This window comes from Ezakiella massiliensis, assembly GCF_059862345.1.
The window spans coordinates 517986-536379 of record NZ_JCBCEO010000001.1 but is presented as its reverse complement, the minus strand read 5'-3'; the positions used below and the strand labels follow the sequence as shown (position 1 = coordinate 536379).

The 18394-nt window shown below is 35.4% G+C and carries 16 protein-coding genes; 15 read left to right on the top strand and 1 reads right to left on the bottom strand.

The genetic code is table 11. From position 1 onward, the window contains the following. Positions 1–162: 162 nt before the first annotated feature. Entirely contained in the window at positions 163–819 is a 657-nt protein-coding gene (locus AC6FXG_RS02465; RefSeq protein WP_500571420.1) for a glycerate kinase, read from the top strand. After that, positions 806–1960, top strand: coding sequence for an NAD(P)-dependent malic enzyme (locus tag AC6FXG_RS02460; RefSeq protein ID WP_500571419.1), 1155 nt, complete (start codon positions 806–808; stop codon positions 1958–1960). The genes AC6FXG_RS02465 and AC6FXG_RS02460 overlap by 14 nt, the downstream gene beginning before the upstream one ends. A gap of 126 nt (positions 1961–2086) precedes the next feature. Here the strand turns inward: AC6FXG_RS02460 and AC6FXG_RS02455 are convergent, their stop codons facing one another. Then, on the bottom strand, positions 2087–3121 hold the full coding sequence (locus AC6FXG_RS02455; RefSeq protein ID WP_500571418.1) for a threonine aldolase family protein: 1035 nt from the start codon (positions 3119–3121) through the stop codon (positions 2087–2089). 389 nt (positions 3122–3510) lie between these two features. Between AC6FXG_RS02455 and AC6FXG_RS02450 the strand changes: the two genes are divergently transcribed. From AC6FXG_RS02450 to AC6FXG_RS02390, 13 genes are all read left to right on the top strand, one after another. Further along, positions 3511–4458, top strand: a complete 948-nt coding sequence (locus tag AC6FXG_RS02450) for an NAD-dependent epimerase/dehydratase family protein (RefSeq protein ID WP_500571417.1) — start codon at positions 3511–3513, stop codon at positions 4456–4458. A gap of 27 nt (positions 4459–4485) precedes the next feature. Further along, positions 4486–5670 (top strand): glycine C-acetyltransferase, encoded by a 1185-nt coding sequence (locus AC6FXG_RS02445; RefSeq protein ID WP_500571416.1) that lies wholly within the window; start codon positions 4486–4488, stop codon positions 5668–5670. A gap of 158 nt (positions 5671–5828) precedes the next feature. Then, on the top strand, positions 5829–7142 hold the full coding sequence (locus AC6FXG_RS02440; protein ID WP_500571415.1) for a replication-associated recombination protein A: 1314 nt from the start codon (positions 5829–5831) through the stop codon (positions 7140–7142). Beyond that, positions 7135–8151 carry a PTS sugar transporter subunit IIC gene (locus AC6FXG_RS02435; RefSeq protein ID WP_500571414.1) on the top strand — a complete coding sequence of 339 codons (1017 nt, stop codon included), beginning with the start codon at positions 7135–7137 and terminating at the stop codon, positions 8149–8151. Before AC6FXG_RS02440 ends, AC6FXG_RS02435 begins: the two co-directional genes overlap by 8 nt. 82 nt (positions 8152–8233) lie before the next feature. Next, on the top strand, positions 8234–9355 hold the full coding sequence (locus AC6FXG_RS02430; protein ID WP_500571413.1) for a cysteine desulfurase family protein: 1122 nt from the start codon (positions 8234–8236) through the stop codon (positions 9353–9355). Continuing rightward, the gene (thiI, locus tag AC6FXG_RS02425) at positions 9352–10509 is read left to right on the top strand and encodes a tRNA uracil 4-sulfurtransferase ThiI (RefSeq protein ID WP_500571412.1); all 1158 of its coding nucleotides are present in this window, start codon (positions 9352–9354) and stop codon (positions 10507–10509) included. Before AC6FXG_RS02430 ends, thiI begins: the two co-directional genes overlap by 4 nt. A gap of 444 nt (positions 10510–10953) precedes the next feature. Continuing rightward, on the top strand, positions 10954–11988 hold the full coding sequence (locus tag AC6FXG_RS02420) for an ABC transporter ATP-binding protein (protein WP_075573512.1): 1035 nt from the start codon (positions 10954–10956) through the stop codon (positions 11986–11988). Positions 11989–11990: 2 nt separating this feature from the next. After that, positions 11991–12815 (top strand): ABC transporter permease, encoded by an 825-nt coding sequence (locus AC6FXG_RS02415; RefSeq protein ID WP_075573513.1) that lies wholly within the window; start codon positions 11991–11993, stop codon positions 12813–12815. Then, positions 12815–13612, top strand: coding sequence for an ABC transporter permease (locus AC6FXG_RS02410; RefSeq protein ID WP_500571411.1), 798 nt, complete (start codon positions 12815–12817; stop codon positions 13610–13612). Before AC6FXG_RS02415 ends, AC6FXG_RS02410 begins: the two co-directional genes overlap by 1 nt. A gap of 10 nt (positions 13613–13622) precedes the next feature. Further along, complete coding sequence (locus AC6FXG_RS02405) at positions 13623–14651, top strand: ABC transporter substrate-binding protein (protein ID WP_500571410.1); 1029 nt, start codon at positions 13623–13625, stop codon at positions 14649–14651. Positions 14652–14680: 29 nt separating this feature from the next. Beyond that, positions 14681–15718 carry an ABC transporter substrate-binding protein gene (locus AC6FXG_RS02400; RefSeq protein ID WP_500571409.1) on the top strand — a complete coding sequence of 346 codons (1038 nt, stop codon included), beginning with the start codon at positions 14681–14683 and terminating at the stop codon, positions 15716–15718. Between the two features lie 180 nt (positions 15719–15898). Next, complete coding sequence (gene ftsH, locus AC6FXG_RS02395; RefSeq protein ID WP_500571408.1) at positions 15899–17713, top strand: ATP-dependent zinc metalloprotease FtsH; 1815 nt, start codon at positions 15899–15901, stop codon at positions 17711–17713. Beyond that, positions 17710–18255 (top strand): histidine phosphatase family protein, encoded by a 546-nt coding sequence (locus tag AC6FXG_RS02390; RefSeq protein WP_500571407.1) that lies wholly within the window; start codon positions 17710–17712, stop codon positions 18253–18255. Before ftsH ends, AC6FXG_RS02390 begins: the two co-directional genes overlap by 4 nt. Positions 18256–18394: the final 139 nt, after the last annotated feature.

The following is an 18394-nucleotide window of genomic DNA, read 5'->3' as shown; positions in this document are numbered from 1 at the left end:
CCTTTGTGTAAGTCCATTGTAACAGAAAAGATAAAAAAATAAAAGAGAATACTCGGCTAATGTTGAAAAAATATCAAAGTGGGTATATGATTAAAGGAGATGAAATTGGATGGATATGCAAGATTTTACAAGCTATGATTATATTAATAAAGTGATTTTATTATGATTGATGAGATATATTTTTTTGGAGATAAAAACTTGTCCGATGACTTTGTTAAAGTTATAGGAGAGTCTTCTATTTTACTTACACCCGAAAAATCCAATATGGTAAATTTGTCGGCCGACTCTATTCAAACTGGAGAAGATTTGATGACTTTATTTAAAAAGTATGATAATATATATCTTGACCTTAGGGAAATTGAAACCAATGATTTGGGAATGGGTATTTTGTCAGCCTTAGGTTGTACTTTTTATGATGAGGCTGGTGAAGAAATTTTGCCAAAGGGAACTAATCTTTATTACATCTGTAGAATTGACTTCAAGAGGGTCTTGCCTGACCATAAAAAACTCAGACTTATCTTGTCAAAGCCACGTGAAAATTGTTCCAATATAATTTGTGGCAGGCATTATAGGACAAGCCCTTTTGAAGGTGAGTTACTTATAAGATCACTTCACAATGTTATGATAAGGCTAGAGGATTGTGGCTACAATACCTTGGCCGATTTAAAAACTTTTGATTCAGGTGGGATCAGCACATTTCTTGCTTCAGTTTTAAATGAAGAGGGAGTTAAATACATTTTTGATAAGGACATCAACCCCTTAGAATTTGGGGATGATATATATTACGAAATTTTTGGAGGTAAAAATGGAAAATCATGATTACAAAGCTAAGGCTTTAAAATTGCACGAAGATTATCAAGGAAAGATTGCAGTCCATTCAAAGTATGAACTAAAAGAAAAGGATGACTTGGCATTACTTTACACACCTGGTGTTGCAGAACCATGTAAAAAAATTGCTGAAAATAAAGAAGATGTTTATAAGTACACAGCTAAAGGCAACTTGGTTGCTGTTGTTACAGATGGGTCAGCTGTTTTGGGACTAGGTAATATCGGTGCAGAAGCAGGTATGCCTGTTATGGAAGGAAAGGCAATTTTATTCAAACATTTCGGCAATGTAGATGCTTTCCCAATTTTGGTTGATACAAATGATGTTGATACAATTGTTGAAACAGTTAAACATATTGCTCCAACTTTTGGTGGAATTAATCTTGAAGATATTGGTGCACCTAGGTGCTTTGAAATTGAAAGACGATTAAAAGAAGAACTTGATATACCAGTTTTCCATGACGACCAACACGGAACTGCAATTGTAGTTACAGCAGGAATTATTAATGCTCTAAAGATTGTTGATAAAAAACCTGAAGACGTAAAAGCTGTTATCAATGGATGTGGTGCAGCGGGTGTAGCAATTTTAAAAATGTTTAGAGCCCTAGGAATTAAAAATAATATTATCCTTGACTCCAAGGGAATTGTTTACAGAGGAAATCCAAATAACAACTGGCTAAAGGATGAAATTGCAGAAATTTCAAATAAAGACAATGAACAAGGCAAACTCGCAGATGCGATTAAGGGAGCTGATATATTTATCGGCGTTAGTGTTGCAGGAGCTTTGACTCAAGAAATGGTTAAAACAATGAATGAAAAAGCTATAATTTTTGCTATGGCTAACCCAACTCCAGAAATTTTCCCAGACGAAGCTAAGGAAGCTGGGGCTTATGTAGTTGGAACTGGCAGAAGTGATTTTCCAAACCAAATTAACAACCTCCTTTGCTTCCCAGGTTTATTTAGAGGAGCCCTTGATGCAAGAGCTCAAATAACCGAAGAAATGATGATGGCAGCTGCACATGCAATTGCAGATCAAGTAGGAGATAAGTTATCAGCAGATTTTGTTATTCCAGAACCAATGGATATGGAAGTACCAAAGGCAGTAGCTGAAGCTGTTAAAAAAGCTTCAAAATAAATATAAAAATAAATTTAAAAATCTGGCTGATTGTAGGCCAGATTTTTTTATAAAAAAAGTGCTCGATTTCTATCGGGCACTTTTAAAATTATATTAATAAATAAAATAAAATTCTGATTTTAAAGGCTATAAGAGTTCATTGATTTTATCAATGAGCTTATCGATATTTTCTTCCTTTGTCGCCCAAGAAGTGCAAATTCTGTAACAAGTGTGATCTTGGTCAATCTTCTTTACAAATTCAAAGGCAAATTCGTCTTTGAGTTTTTCTACAAAAGAATTTGGAAGGATAGGGAATTGTTGGTTGGTATTTGAGTGTACTTCAAACTCAATACCCTTTGCTTCTAATGCATCTCTGACTTTAATAGCAAGTCTATTGGCATTTTTGCATATATCAAAGTATAGATTGTTGGTAAAGAGTGCTTCGAATTGCGAACCTAGCAAGCGACCTTTTGCAAGTAATTGGCCAGCTTGTTTTACACTATTTAAAAAATTAACTTCAAAATCATCTCTTAAAAGAACAATAGCTTCTCCACATAGGGCACCGCATTTGGTTCCTCCAATATAAAATGCATCACAGTTATTTGCAATTGTTTCTAGGTCTAGATCGCATCCTTCTGATGTTAGACCATAGCCGAGCCTTGCTCCGTCAATATATAAGTAAAGGTTTAGCTCTTGACATTTTTTATATATGTCTTCTAATTCTGATTTTGTATACATAGTTCCAAGCTCTGTAGGAATTGTTATATAAACCATTTTGGGGATAACTAGGTGGCAGGAAGGTTCATAGGTAACTTCATCCATAATCTCTTGAATTTGATCTGGATTAATTGTGCCGTCTTTGCTAATAACACTTGTAACCTTATGGCCTCTGGATTCTACTGAACCAGATTCGTGAACATTTATATGTCCTGTTTGAGTACAAATTTCAGTTTCGTATGGCCTTAGGACATGGCTAATAAAAGCGACATTAGTCGGTGTGCCTGAAACCATAAAATGAACTTCAGCATCAGGGCGTTTGATGGCTTTTTTTATTAGTTCTTTTGCATGAGCAGAATAAGAGTCATTACCATAGCCGAACTCTTGGCTGTTATTAGCATTAATTATATTTTCGATAACTTTTGGATGGGCTCCTTCATTATAATCACAATTCAAATAAATCATTTTTACCTCTTTTTTATATGTACTAGAAGTTTATATTTAGCATTTGATTCGTAATTTGCTTCTTCCAGCAATCATAAAGTATACTCCTTTAAAGCCTGTATGTCAACTATTTGCAAATCTTTAAGAGCATTTTATAATATAACTTTTTATTTAAATATTTACTATAAATTTAACAAAATATTTATTAGTGTGAATTATACAATATATTTTTTAAATTCATTTAACAAGAGTTTAATTTATTCTATTAAATCGCTTGAAATAATAAAAAACTTAATGTATAATAAAAAGGTAGGTAGAATATTATTCGTTTTTTTGAATAGTATTTGTTATTTATAAGGTTGAGGCTTTCCTATTCAAAAGCTAAAATTTTTTGCAAAGGAGAATCTAAAATGAAAAGAATACTCATAACCGGAGCGTTGGGTCAAATTGGAACGGAGCTAGCTTTGTATTTAGCCGATATTTATGGCAAAGAAAATATCTTGGCAACAAATCGCTCTGAAAAAAACTTGGAAGACATTGGTGACATTAGATTTGAAAAATTGGATGTTACAGATGCACAAAGATTGCATGATCTTGCCAAGGACTTCAAGGCTGACACAATTATTAACTTAGCTGCTATCCTATCAGCTAGAGGAGAAACAATGCCACAACAAACATGGAAGGTTAATGTTGATGGTATTGTAAACACACTTGAAGTTGCCAGAGAACTAGGAACAAAAGTTTTTGTTCCATCATCAATCGCTGCCTTTGGAGAGGGTACACCACTTGACAATACACCTCAAGATACAATTCAAAGACCAAGCACTATTTATGGTGTAACAAAGGTCGCTGGAGAATTGTTATGCGATTACTACTTCCACAAGTATGGAGTAGACGTAAGAGGAGTTCGTTATCCAGGAATCATTTCTCACCAAACTTTACCGGGAGCAGGTACAACAGACTATGCTGTTCATATTTATTATGACGCAGTTAAAAAAGGAGCCTACACTTCATATATAGCTGAAGGCACACACATGGATATGCTTTATATGCCAGACGCTTTAAAGGCTGTTGTTGATTTAATGGAAGCTGATCCAGCAAAATTAAAACATAGAAATGCATTTAATATCACAGCTATGAGCTTGACCCCTGAAATTTTAGATGCAAGCATCAAAAAACATATGCCTGACTTTAAACTTGACTATGATGTAGATCCAGTTAGACAAGCAATCGCTGAGTCTTGGCCAAATTCGCTAGATGATTCATGTGCTAGAGAAGAATGGGGATGGAAACCAGAATACGACCTAGATAAAATGACAGCAGATATGTTAGAAAATCTAGAAAAAAAATTAAAATAAAAAAATTGTAAAACACAAGGAGGAAACATGAGCGTTCACGATTTAAAATTCTTACAAGAAAAAGTTGACCAACTTAAAAAAGACGGAGTTTACCGTAAGCTACCTGTATTGGAAGGAAAGAACTCATCAACAATCAAACTTGACGGCCATGAAATGGTTAACCTGTCATCAAACAACTACCTTGGCCTTGCCAATCATCCTAAGCTAAAAAAAGCTGCTCAAGAAGCTATTGAAAAATATGGCGTTGGAGCAGGTGCAGTTAGAACAATTATCGGTAATATGGACTTGCACGAAAATCTTGAAAAGAAATTAGCAGAATTCAAGGGAACAGAAAGAGTTTTCATTTACCAATCAGGCTATGACTGCAACATCGGAACTATTCAAGCTATTATGGAAAAGGGCGACTTGATTATTTCAGACGAATTAAACCACGCTTCCATTATCGATGGTATCAGAATGACAAAGGCTGATAAGGCGATTTTCAAACACTCAGACATGGAAGACCTAGAAAGAGTCTTAAAAGAAAATCAAGGCAAATACAAAACAACACTTATTATTACTGACGGTGTATTCTCAATGGACGGAGACTTAGCAAAGTTACCTGAAATTGTAGAATTAGCTGAAAAATATGACGCTTTAACCTATGTTGATGATGCTCATGGTTCAGGCGTTATGGGTAAGCACGGTGCTGGTACAGTTGACAATTTTGATTTGAACGATAAAGTTGATTTTGTTATTGGTACACTCTCAAAGGCTATTGGCGTAAAAGGTGGCTATGTTGCATGTAATGAAGTCGCTTATGAATGGTTAAACCACAGAGCAAGACCAGTTTTATTCTCAACAACGCTTTCCCCAGGGGATACAGCTGCATGTATGGCATCAGTTGAAATCCTAATGGAATCAGATGAACTCCAAAAGAAACTTTGGGACAACGCCAAATATTTCAAAGAAAGATTGGGCAAACTAGGTTTCAACACAGGACATTCAGAAACTCCAATCACACCAGTTATCATTGGTGATGAAGCAAAGACCATGGAATTCTCAAAGAAATTAAAAGAATACGGCGTATTTGGTTCAGCTATTGTTTTCCCAACAGTTCCAAAGGGAACAGGCAGAATCCGCTGCATGATTTCTGCTGCTCACAGCAAAGAAGAACTAGACAAAGCTGTTGAAGCTTTTGAAAAAGCTGGCAAGGATATGGGAATCTTATAATAACAAATACTATTTTAGGAGAGAGATTTTAAATCTCTCTCTTTTTTTATTTTTTTAATTAACATTTGACCAGAATTAAAAATCAAGCTTAAATTTATTTTTTAATTTTACATTGAAAACTATCCCTATATCTGTTAAAATGATGGGTGGAGGTAGGCATGGATTTATTTGAATACAACAGGCAAAATCAAAGAGAAAAATTTGCTCCCTTAGCTGAAAAGTTAAGGCCAAAAACTTTGAATGATGTTCTAGGACAAGATGAAATAACAAAAGATGGCGGTATGATTAAAAATGCTATGAAGACAAATAACCTGCCATCTATTTTATTATACGGGCCACCGGGAACAGGCAAGACTACAATTGCAGAGATAATTGCCAAGGAAATGAATATGAATTTCTTTAAGGTTTCTGCAGTTAGCTCAGGAATTAAAGAACTCCGTGAGGTGGTTGAAAAATCTGCAGAAAATTTGCGGATGAATATGGGTAGAAGTATTTTATTTGTAGACGAGATTCACAGATTTTCTACTTCTCAACAAGATTTTTTGCTTCCCTATGTAGAGGCTGGTGACCTTGTACTGATTGGGGCCACTACTGAAAATCCATTTTTTGCAGTTAACAAGGCTCTGATTTCCAGATTGATCTTAATTGAATTAAAATCTCTAAATTCAGAAGCACTTGAAGAGCTTTTAGACCGTGCTCTTAATTTATATTCTAAAGAAAATAATTTAACTATAGAAATAAGTCCAGAGGCCAAAGAGTTTTTGGTTAAGCGCGCTGACGGTGATGCCAGGAGGCTCATAAATAGCTTTGAAGTTTCGGTTTTAAATGGAAGACACGAAAAGGATAAGATTTATATTGATGAACACACAGTCAGGGATAATTTTATGAATGCGACTCTAAAATATGATTCAACTGATGAGCATTATGATACGATTTCTGCTTTTATAAAATCTATGAGGGGTAGTGACCCAGACGCGGCCATATTTTATTTGGCCAAGATGCTTTTGTCTGGAGAAGATCCAAGATTTATTGCCAGACGCATGGTGATATTTGCAAGTGAAGATGTTTCAAATGCAGATCCAATGGCTCTAAGCGTAGCGACCAATGCCTTTTATGCAACAACAGTTATAGGCATGCCGGAGGTCAGAATCAATTTGGCCCAGGCTGCAGTTTATTTAGCCTGTGCACCAAAAAACAACAGTTCATATTTGGCAATTAATGAGGCCATGAGTTTCATTAGAAAAAATGGTTCATATAAAGTTCCAAGTCATTTGAGAGACGCCCACTATCAAGGTTCTGAAAAGTTAGGAGTTGGTGGATATATTTATCCCCATAGTTTTGAAAATGGATATGTAGACCAGTCTTATTTACCAGATGAAATTAAGAACATAAAATTTTATGAGCCTAAAGATATAGGATACGAAAAAGAAATGAGTAAATACTTGAGGAGGATAAAAGGGGAAGATGAGTAAATTTTTAAAGAAAAAAGGCGTTAATATTTCAGCTAAAATATATTTTATAGACACTTTAAGTGCTATGGCTATGGGTTTATTTTGCTCGCTCTTGGTGGGAACAATTTTAAACACCATAGGCACGCAATTTAATATTGAAATCCTATCAACTACTATTTGGGATGCGGCGAAATCAATGACGGGTCCTGCCATTGCAGTCGCAGTTGCCCATGCTTTGAAGGCACCAGCCCTTGTAATTTATTCATCTATAATAACTGGCTATATAGGCAATGAAATGGGTGGTGCAGTTGGAGCATGGTTTGCGGGAATAATTGCTGTTGAAGTTGGTAAACTTGTGGCAGGTGAAACAAAAGTTGATATATTGGTTACGCCAATTTGCACAATACTTATGGGAACCCTAGCTGCAATTACAATTGGACCTGTACTTTCAAAGGTCATGGTTAAATTGGGTGAGCTTGTTATGCTAGCTACAGAAATGAGACCATTTTTTATGGGCATAGTCGTATCAGTAATTGTTGGAATGGTTTTAACACTTCCTATAAGCTCAGCTGCCTTATGCATGATGATTGGATTATCCGGCCTAGCAGGAGGGGCTGCAACAGCTGGTTGTTCAGCGCAGATGATTGGCTTTGCAGTTATGAGTTACAAAGAAAATGGAATTGGTGGTTTAATTAGCCAAGGGCTTGGCACTTCCATGCTTCAAATTCCAAATATAATTAAAAATTGGAAGATATGGATTCCACCTACAGTTGCCGCTGCTGTTACTGGACCAATCTCATCTGTTGTCTTTAAAATGACCAACATACCAATCGGATCGGGCATGGGAACATCTGGCCTAGTTGGACAAATTGGAACTATTACATCTATGACTGCTGATGGAGTGGGCCCAAGCAAAATTTATCTCTCAATTGCCCTTGTTCACATTATTTTGCCAGCTATAATATCACTTTTTCTTTGCAATTTGCTTAAGAGCATTGGATGGATAAAAGAAGGAGATTTAAAATTATAAATTTAATATAAAAAATATTAAAAACAATTGAATTTCAAAGACTTTTTATGTTATTATATATCTTGTGTAAAGGATGTGAAATATGATTTATTTTGACAATGCTGCAACCACAAAGCCATCGAAAAATGCTGTGGATGCATTTTTAAAATCTTGTGATGTATACTGGGCAAACCCTTCGGCCTTGCATAGCTTTGGCGAAGAGGTTTTCTTTGAGTTAAAAAAATCCAGAGACAATATTAAAAACTTACTTAATATTAAAAAAGGCGAAATATATTTTACGTCATCAGCCACTGAGTCCATTAATTTATTTTTCAAGGGGCTTTTGAAAAAAGGAGACCATTTAATTATTTCCGAATATGAACACTCAGCTGTATATGAGTCAGCCAAGCTCTTTGAAAATGAAGGTGGAGAAGTTACTTATTTAAAAGCAAAAAATGGTATTATAGATCCAGAAGATGTCAGGTCAGCCATTAAAGATAACACAAAATTAGTTGCAATTATGTTTGTCAATAATGAAATTGGAGCCATTAATCCTGTTCAGGAAATTTCCAGGCTAATTAAAAATACAAATCCTAATACAAAATTTTTTGTAGATGGAGTCCAAGCTGTGGGCAAGACACATGTAGATTTAAACGAGCTAAATTGTGATGGCTTTACGCTAAGTGCCCACAAATTTCACGGCTTAAAGGGGACCGGGCTCTTGTATGTAAATGACACTCACATTCATCCGCAAATTTTGGGCGGCGGACAAGAGTCTGCTATGAGGTCAGGAACAGAAAATGTTGGAGGCATATTTGCACTTGATGCAGCCCTTGCTGACGCTGTGAATAATTTAGAAAAAAACATCGACTACGTAGGATCTATAAAGCAAAGATTTATAGATAATTTAAAAGATTTTCCAGGAGTAAGGATTAATTCACCGGAAAATTCTGTTCCTAATATTTTAAATATCAGCTTCAAGGGCATAAAGGCCGAAGTCTTGGTACACATGCTTGAAGAATCTGAAATATATGTAAATACAAGTTCTGCTTGCAGCAAGAATGGTCATAAAAAATCCAGGACTCTGCTAGCTCTCGGTCTTTCGGATGAAGATATCAGGGGAGCACTTAGGTTTTCATTTTCAGATTACAATAGTCTTGAAGAAGTGGATTTTGCATGTGAAAAAATAAAAGAAGCTGTTGAAAGGATGAGATTAATATTATGAGAAAATGCATATCTTTAAGTTATGGTGAGATTGCTCTAAAAAAAGAAAACAGGCCATACTTTGAAAATATCCTAATAAAAAACATCAAAACAGCCTTGAAAGATTTGGATATTTCACTTAAAAAAGACCAATCTAAAATCTATATTTATACTGAAGTATATGAAAAAGCCATTGAGCTTTTAAAACCAATCTTTGGAATTTCCTATATTTCTTTGCAGTTTGAAACTGACCAAGATATGGATTCTATTTATGAAACTGCTATTGCAGCTATGGATTACGAAAGGGATAACTCAGTTGTCAAAACTTTTAAAGTTGAGACCAAAAGGGCAGATAAAAAATTCCCCCTAAAGAGCCCTGAAATTTCAAGACTGGTTGGAGGTCATATCCTAAAACATTATAAGGATTTAAAAGTAGATGTAAACAATCCAGATATAATTATAAGGGTTGATATTAGAAAAAACGCCTTTGTATCTGGCAATCGTATAAAAGCCATGGGCGGTATGCCCGTTGGATCAAATGGAAGAGCCTTGTCGCTTTTGTCTGGTGGTATAGATTCTCCAGTTGCGTCAATACTTGCCATGAAGCGTGGACTTTCTTGTGACTTTATACATTTTCACTCTTATCCATTCACAAGTGCTAAATCTTTTGACAAGACAAAAGATTTAGCTATTTTATCATCAAAATACCAGCCACACGCTATGTTATTTTCCTTTAACCTAGTTAAGATTCAAGAGGAAATAACTAAGAATTGCGATATAAGATTTACTACAATTTTGCAACGCAGGTCAATGATTAGGCTTGCTACAAGACTTTGCAAGGACCTCACTAGGTCTGCACTTGTTACAGGTGAAAATCTGGGTCAAGTGGCCAGCCAAACCTTGTCTGGCATGAGCGTTGTAGACCCTGTTACAGATTTAATGATACTAAGGCCACTTATATGTTTTGACAAAAACGAAATAGTGGAATTGGCAAGACAATATGGAACTTATGAGACCTCAATTCTTCCATACGAGGACTGCTGTACAGTTTTCGTAGCCAAACATCCAAAGACAAATCCAACCTTAGACCAAGTTTTGGCTGAGGAAGCAAAAATATATTTTGCAAGTCTTGAGGATGAAATTTACAAGAGCAGGGAAGAAAACTTAATTAAATAAAATTTATTGATTGCTGGAAAGAGGATTATATGCAATAAAAAAGACCCTTTCGGGTCTTAGTCTTAAGCTTGCACTGCAAGCTCTTCAGCTATATATTGGTCAAGTTCGGCTTCATCAAAAATAAGCCTTTCATTGTCGCCAATAGCTAAGCATGGTAATCCTAGTTTTCCAGATTCAATTACCGGTTTAAATTCTGGAGCATTCTCTCTTAGGGCTAAATATTTTTTGAGAAAGCCTAGGGATGATGTGATATCTAGGTATAAGAACCTTATACCAGCCTTTTCAAGTTTTTCCTTGAATGGGCCACAGCTAACTCACATGCTGCTACCATATACAATTTTCTTTTGCATTTTTGCCATTGTTAAACACCTCCAGAAATATTATACCACAATTAATTATATATAAAACTTTAATGATAATTTTTATAAAAAAGGAAGTGATAAAATGTCTGAAAAATTTTTAAGTTTACAAAATATTCATAAAGAATACGATGGACAAATCGTACTCGATGATTTAAATTTGGACATCAAAGAAGGGGAGTTTATAACTCTATTGGGGCCTTCAGGTTGCGGCAAAACCACAACTTTGCGTATGATTGGAGGGTTTATTCAACCAGATTCTGGCCAAATTCTCTTTGAAGGTAGAGACATAACTCACCTAAAACCTAATGAAAGAAAAGTAAATACTGTTTTCCAAAAGTATGCACTATTTCCACACTTAGACGTTTTTGAAAACATAGCCTTTGGTTTGAGACTTAAAAAAGTTGATGAGGCAACTATCAAGAAAAAAGTTTCAAGAATGCTTGACTTAGTAAACTTATCTGGTTACGAGAAGAGGGCAGTTACATCACTTTCAGGAGGTCAACAACAAAGAATTGCTATAGCCAGAGCTCTGGTTAATGAACCAAAAATTTTACTTTTAGACGAACCTCTTGGAGCTCTTGACAATAAATTGAGAAAGGGCATGCAGACCGAACTTATTAACATGCAATGGGAACTTGGCATTACCTTTGTTTTTGTTACCCACGACCAAGAAGAAGCCCTTTCAATGAGCGATCGTATAGTAGTTATGAACGATGGAAAAATTGAACAACTTGGCAAGCCAATAGACATTTATAATGAGCCTGCCAATGCTTTTGTTGCAGACTTTATTGGCGAAAGCAATATTTTTGAAGGCGTCTATAATGGAGATTATAGTGTTACCTTTGCTGACCATGCCTTTAAATGTGTTGATAAGGGTTTTGCAGCTGGCGAAAAAGTTGATGTTGTTCTTCGCCCGGAAGATATTATTATTTCTAAAACAGATAACGGCAAGGTCAAAGGTGTTGTTGAAAATGAAATCTTTAAAGGTGTTCACTATGAAATACTCGTAAATGTTGATGGTGAAATATGGAAGGTTAAGTCAACCCTATCAAGCAGTGAGGATTCTACAGTTTGGTTAGACGTTGACCCAGAAAACATCCATGTTATGAGGAAGTAGCAATGAGAAGACTGAACGTAAATAAAATTATTTATACATTTTGGTCATTGCTCTTCATAGTAATACCTGTAATTTTAATTTTATATCTGGGCTTTACAGTTACAGACAATGGTGTAACGAGCTTTTCACTTTCTAACTTCAAGAGATTTTTTGAACCAATTTATTTAAATATTCTTTGGAGGAGTTTAAAGCTTGCTTTTTATTCAACTCTAATTTGCTTGATAATAGGCTATCCATTTTCATATTTTATTGCTGAGTCTCCAAACAAGGAAAATTATATTTTATTTGTAATGATCCCAATGTGGATGAACTTTTTGCTAAGGACCTATGCCTGGATAACCCTTTTGGGAAGAAATGGTATTATAAATAAATTTTTGGTCAGCCTTGGCTTTGCAAAGATGGAGTTAATGTATAATGACTTTGCAATAATGATTGGTATGATATATAACTTTTTACCTTTTATGATTCTACCTATTTTTACAGCTATTACTAAACTTGATCCTTCATTAATAGAAGCTGGTTATGACTTAGGTGCAAGCAAGAGGCAGGTTTTTAGAAAAGTTATTTTCCCATTGACTAAAAGTGGAGTCTTAACTGGTATAACCATGACTTTTATTCCTGCAGTTTCAACCTTTGTTATATCCCAATTACTAGGCGGTAACAACTTTAACTTAATTGGTAATATCATCGAGCAACAATTCAGATTTACAGGAGACTGGAACTTTGGCTCGGCCATAAGTATTGTCCTTATGATTATTATATGGATTCTAATTAAGCTGTCCGATAACAAGAAAACTGAAAATAAACTTGAAGGAGGTATAATCTAATGAAAAACTTTTTGAAGAAATTTTATACCTACTTTATTTATTTTTTCTTTTATATGCCGATTATTGTCTTAATTGTATACTCATTTAATGCCACCAAGTCACGAGTAGTCTGGGGGGGCTTTAGCCTAAGATGGTACAAAGATCTATTTCAAAACAGGCAAGTACTCATGAGTTTTTACAATACATTTTTTATTGGTATTGTTTCTACTGCAATTTCTACTGTAATTGGAACTATTGGCGCAATAGGATTATATAGCTCCAAGGGAAGATTTAAGAGCCTAATGCTCGATATAAACTACCTGCCCATACTAAATCCTGATATTGTTATTGCAGTTAGTCTAGTAGCTCTATACAATTTCTTAAGGATTAGATTTGGATATGTAACTATTATTCTTAGCCATGTTGCATTTCTAACCCCTTATGTATTATTTAATGTAATGCCAAGGCTTTACAGCATGGATCCTAACCTATACGAGGCAGCCCTTGATTTGGGTGCCAACAGGAGGCAAGCCTTTTTTAAGGTCCTCTTGCCTGAAATTAAACCGGGCATTTTAAGTGGGGCCTTGATGGCATTTACACTTTCAATTGACGATTTCGTTGTAAGTTTTTTCACTACAGGCAACGGAATCCAAAATATTTCTATAACCGTATGGTCAATGGCTAGACGCGGGATTAATCCAGTTATTAATGCTTTGTCCGCACTTATGTTTGTCATTATGGTTTCACTTGTAGTGGTTATTAATTTAAGAAATAAAAAGGAGAAAGAAGACCAACTTGGAAAAGCTAAGAAAAACTAATATTATTTTTATGATTATAGTTATAATTACTTCTGCATTTTTATTGGTTTGCCAAGGGCAAGACCAAGGAAAAGATGAAAAAGAACTTGTAATTTATAACTGGGGCGACTATATGGACCCCGCACTTATAGAAAAATTTGAAAAGCAAGAGGGCATAAGAGTTATTTACAATGAATATGCCACTAACGAAGACTTGTTTGTAAAATTAAAAAATTCCAACGAGCAGATCGATCTTATAATTCCATCAGATTATATGCTTGAGAGACTTATAAAAGAGGATTTAATACAAAAGATAAATAAGAACAATATTAAAAATCTAAAAAATGTAAATCCAATTTTTATAAATCAAGAGTGCAATCCAAACGGGGACTACGGCGTTCCTTATCTCTGGCAAACAGTAGGGATTATATACAATTCTGAAAAATATCCGGACGGCCTCCATGCATGGGCAGACTTGTGGAATGAAAAATATGATAAGGATATGGTTCTCTACAATGCTCAAAGGGATGTCTTGACAATAGCCTTAAAAAAGCTGGGCTATTCTATTAACACTGATAATATTTCAGAGTTGAAGGAAGCAGAAGAAGAACTCTTGAAGCAAAAAGAGATTAATTATGCTTACCTTGGAGACGAAATCAAGGACGTACTTGTAAATGAAGACGCTGGCATAGGCGTTGTTTACTCTGGTGATGCTGGTATTATTATGAGCCAAAATAGCAAATTTAAATTTGTTATTCCAAAGGAAGGCTCAAATATGGCCATTGACTTTATGGCAATTCCCAAAAATGCTGAACACAAGGAAATAGCAGAAAAATTTATTGACTTCATGCTTGAGGAAGAAAACGCACTTCAAAACACAGAATATCTTATGTACAACACGCCTATTGACAGCGTCAAGGAAAAGCTGCCAAAAGAGATATTGGCCTATGACTTGTATCCATCTGAAGATGAGTTAAGGAGGCTCACGGTTTACAAGGATATGAGCAAGTACAACAAAATTTACGACCAAATTTGGACAGAAATAACTTCTGGCTTATAAAGAGTCATTTATAAAAAAAGGGGGGTAAATTGAAAAGAATATTAAGAGTAATTTTAATTGCAATATTAACTTTATTTGTCCTAAGCGGATGCTCGTCTTCTAAAGAAAAACTATATGTTTTTAATGTTGGAGACTATATGGATATGGATCTTATTAAAGAGTTTGAAGAAGAGTTTGATTGCAGGGTTATTTATGAAGAATTCGCTTCAAATGAGGACCTTTTTGTAAAGATAAAAACATCCAAACAAGCTTATGATGTAATTTTCCCATCAGACTATATGCTTGAACGCCTTGTAAGCCAAGACTTGGTTCAAAAGCTTGATAAGGACAAAATTGAAAATTATAAATATATTGACGATTATTATTTGAATAGAGATTTTGATCCAAACAACGATTTCTCACTTCCATACATGGCAGGGACTGTTGGCATAGTCTACAATGCAGAAAAATATCCTGAAGGGATTCATAAATGGGCCGACCTGTGGGACGAAAAGTATGAAAGGGATGTTGTCCTTTACTATTCACAAAGAGACGTGCTCATGGTTGCCTTAAAAAAACTTGGCTATAGTATGAATACTCAAAACCCCGCTGAACTTGAAGCCGCAAAAGAAGAACTCATCAAGCAAAAGCCACTAATATATGGATATTTAGGCGATGAAATAAAAGACATATTGGTTGCAGAAGACGCCAATATCGGAGTTGTATATTCAGGTGATGCTGGAGTTATAATGTCACTCAATGATGATTTTAAATACTCCATCCCAAAAGAGGGGACTAATCTGTGGATAGACTTAATGGCGATTCCAAAGAGCGCTCAGAATCCAGAACTTGCTTATGAGTTTATAAACTTTTTATTAAGACCTGATATTCAAGCTAGAAACGCAGAGTATCTTCAATATTCAACAATTTCATCAGAGGCCAAGAAGATGCTTCCAGATGAAATTAAAAATAATCCAGCCCTATATCCACCAGAAGAAGATCTAAAGAACACAGAAGTATTCACAGATCCGACTGAAGTTATTGACCTATACGATAGAATATGGACTGAGGTTTTATCTGGCCTATAAATAACTTTGACCGCATTTACTTGCGGTCTTTTTTTATAATATATTGATGATAGAATTAATTTGTGGCTTTAATTTTTATAAAACAATTCCAAATCCAATGATGATTAACACACGCATTTGTGTTTTTTTATATACACATGGGTATAAATAATCAGAAAATCAAGACGAAGAGGTGATTAAATGTTTAAGGATAAAAAACCTTTATATATTTATTATAGTATAGTTATCGCACTAATGCTTATTTTTAATTTAGTCCTCCTTCCATATATGCAAACAAAAAAAGTGGAAGAAGTTGGTTATTCAGAATTTTTAACCATGCTTGAAGAGGATAAAATTAAAAAGGTAGAAGTTCAAGATAGACAAATACTATTCACAACACTAAATGAAAAGAATGAAGAAGTTATTTATAAAACCGGACCTTTTAGAAATAATGAATTAGCCAAGATGTTACAAGATAAGGGAGTGGAATTTGGCAGCCCAATAATTCCTGAACCAGGAATTCTTGCTAGCATTTTGAGTTGGGTACTCCCACTTGTATTATTTATTTTTGTTGGTCAGTTACTTAGCAGGCAAATGCTAAAATCCATGGGCGGCGGCCGCGGCACTATGAGTTTTGGCAAATCAAATGCAAAAGTTTATGTAAAAGCTGAAACGGGAAAGACCTTTGCCGACGTTGCTGGTCAAGATGAAGCCAAAGAAGCCTTGAAGGAAATAGTTAGCTTCCTCCACAATCCAGCCAAGTATGCAAGTATCGGTGCAACCATGCCTAAAGGTGCACTTTTGGTTGGCCCTCCAGGAACAGGTAAGACCTTGCTAGCTCAAGCTGTTGCTGGCGAAGCAAATGTACCCTTCTTCTCTATATCTGGCTCGGAATTTGTAGAGATGTTTGTCGGTATGGGTGCAGCTAAAGTTAGAGACTTGTTTAGACAAGCGAATGAAAAAGCTCCTTGCATTGTTTTCATTGATGAAATTGATACCATTGGTAAGAGACGCGATGGGAATTATGGAGGAAATGACGAAAGAGAGCAAACTCTTAACCAACTTTTATCTGAAATGGATGGTTTTGACGGTCGCAAGGGTGTAGTTATATTAGCTGCAACCAACAGGCCAGAAACACTGGATCCAGCCTTATTAAGACCGGGCAGATTTGACAGAAGAATTCCTGTTGAATTACCAGATTTAAACGGCAGAATTGCAATTTTAAAAGTTCACGCAAGAAAAGTTCGTACTGAAGACAATATCGACTTTAAAACTCTGGGCCTATCCACAGCTGGGGCCAGCGGCGCTGACCTTGCAAATATGATTAATGAAGGCGCCCTAAATGCAGTAAGGGCTGGCAGGCAATTTGTAACTCAAAAGGATATTGAAGATGCGATTGATGTAGTAATAGCTGGATACGAACGCAAGTCTATGATTGTTAGCCCAGAAGAAAAACGTATTATATCCTACCACGAAATTGGTCACGCTGTTGTAGCTGCTGCTCAAACTCACTCGGCCCCCGTTCATAAAATTACCATTATTCCTAGAACATCTGGAGCTCTCGGCTATACCATGCAAGTCGAAAAAGAAGAAAAGTTCTTGAAATCTGACAAGGAAATCTTTAACGATATGGCGACACTTTGTGGTGGCCGTGCAGCAGAAGAATTGATATTTAACACCAGAACCACAGGTGCGTCAAACGATATTGAGAGAGTAACAAATCTCGCTCGTAATATGATAGCAACCTATGGTATGACAGATGAATTTGATATGGCTGGATTTACTACCATGCAAAACCAATACTTGGGTGGAAATAGGACAATAGATGCTAGTGAACAAACCATCAGACAAATTGACGAAGCAACAATTGCTCTTGTCAAAAAAGCTCACGAGACAGCCATAAATATTTTAAAAGAAAATATGGAAGCCATGCATGCAACTGCAGAATTCCTGCTTGAAAAAGAAACCATAACCGGCGATGAATTCATGGAAATTTTCAACAGGTACCAAGCATGATTTATATAGCCAGACATGGTGAAACAGATTACAATAAAATAGGCCGCCTCCAAGGACAAAGGGATATAGCCCTTAACGAAGTAGGTAGAGCCCAGGCTCTTGAGCTCAGAGAAAGACTCAAGGGCCTTTCTTTTGACGAAATATATTCATCAGATTTAAAAAGAGCTTTTGAAACTGCATCCATAGTTGCAAATGGCAAGGCAGTTATCCAAGACCCCCGTCTAAGAGAAATCTGCCTAGGATCTTGGGAGGGCAAAACCTATGAATATCTTCGAGCAAATGACCCCAGATACGAAATATTCTTTAACGATCCCAGTACGATCACAGGAGCAGACCACGAACCTTATTTAGATGTAATAAAGCGAACGGACGAATTTTTTGCTTCCTTGGACACAAGCAAGAATATTTTGGTAATCACCCATGGCTTTGTAATTTATAATTATTTTATGAAACTAATACCAGACATAAAACCCATAGGCAATTGTGAAATATTAAAATATGATAGGGATAAAAATATTATTTTAAGAGAAGAAAATAAATAAAATAACAAAAAATTTTTTTAGCACTAAATATAGTGCTATTTTTTGTATAAAACTCGAATATAATGCAAAATTATATTGCATTTTAGTTAAATAAGTGATAAAATTTAGATGTATGAAACTACTATTAATGGGCGAAGAA